The organism is Mycobacterium sp. P7213 (genome assembly GCF_900604305.1).
In the GTDB taxonomy this organism is placed as follows: Bacteria; Actinomycetota; Actinomycetes; order Mycobacteriales; family Mycobacteriaceae; genus Mycobacterium.
This window is the reverse complement of sequence record NZ_UWOA01000116.1, coordinates 1-755: the sequence shown is the minus strand read 5'-3', so window position 1 is coordinate 755 and position 755 is coordinate 1. Positions and strand designations below refer to the sequence as shown.

Here is a 755-nt window from a genome sequence, read left to right as displayed (position 1 = left end):
CGCGCAGACGGTGGAGGACGAGGCGCGCCGGATGTGGGCGTCGTCGACCAACATCTCCGGTGCGGGCTGGGGTGGTCTGGCGGAGCGGACCTCGATGGACACCATGGGTCAGATGCAGACCGCGTTTCGCAACATCGTGAACATGCTGCACGGGGTGCGGGATGGGTTGATTCGCGACGCTAACCACTACGAGCAGCAGGAAGCTGCGTCGCAGCAGATCCTGTCCGGCAGCTAGGCAGAAGGGGAACCACGACCATGTCGATTAACTACCTGTTCGGTGATGTGGATGCCCACGGTGCGTTGATTCGTGCTCAGGCGGCGTCGTTGGAGGCTGAGCACCAGGCGATCGTGCACGATGTGCTGGCTGCCGGTGATTTCTGGGGTGGCGCGGGTTCGGTGGCGTGCCAGGAGTTTGTGGCGCAGTTGGGCCGCAACTTCGCGGTGATCTACGAGCAGGCCAACAGCCGGGCTTGTCAAGATAACTGTGTAAGTGGTTGTGGCCATTGATGGTTGAGTTAGAGCGGGAGTCGTTCGGGAAATTGGATCGCAAAGGCGTTGAGGGCGTGGGTCCAGCCCCAGGTAGCGGTTCCGGTGGTTGATCCTCGTTTCTGGTTGATGTTGCGGATGGCCAGATACAGCAGTTTCATCGCGGCGGTATCAGAGGGGAACGAGCCGCGGGCTTTGGTGACTTTGCGCAGCTGGTAGTTCAGCGAGCCGCGGGCTTTGGTGACTTTGCGCAGCTGGTAGTTCAGCGA

At 61.2% G+C, this 755-nt stretch carries 2 protein-coding genes and 1 pseudogene; 2 read left to right on the top strand and 1 reads right to left on the bottom strand.

Annotated elements, in window-relative coordinates; translation table 11 throughout:
• On the top strand, nt 1-235 hold a 235-nt coding region (locus EJK91_RS21460; RefSeq protein ID WP_125079903.1), incomplete at its 5' end, for a WXG100 family type VII secretion target.
• Nucleotides 236-255: 20 nt separating this feature from the next.
• The gene (locus EJK91_RS21455; RefSeq protein WP_125079902.1) at nt 256-507 is read left to right on the top strand and encodes a WXG100 family type VII secretion target; all 252 of its coding nucleotides are present in this window, start codon (nt 256-258) and stop codon (nt 505-507) included.
• 8 nt (nt 508-515) lie between these two features.
• On the opposite strand, the pseudogene EJK91_RS21450 reads toward EJK91_RS21455, so the two are convergent.
• Nucleotides 516-755: pseudogene (locus EJK91_RS21450) on the bottom strand (IS256 family transposase); the annotation flags it as partial.

Bases quoted from the DNA above. Each gene is read 5' to 3' on its own strand.
- EJK91_RS21455 (WP_125079902.1), top strand. From the start codon at position 256: ATGTCGATTAACTACCTGTTCGGTGATGTGGATGCCCACGGTGCGTTG.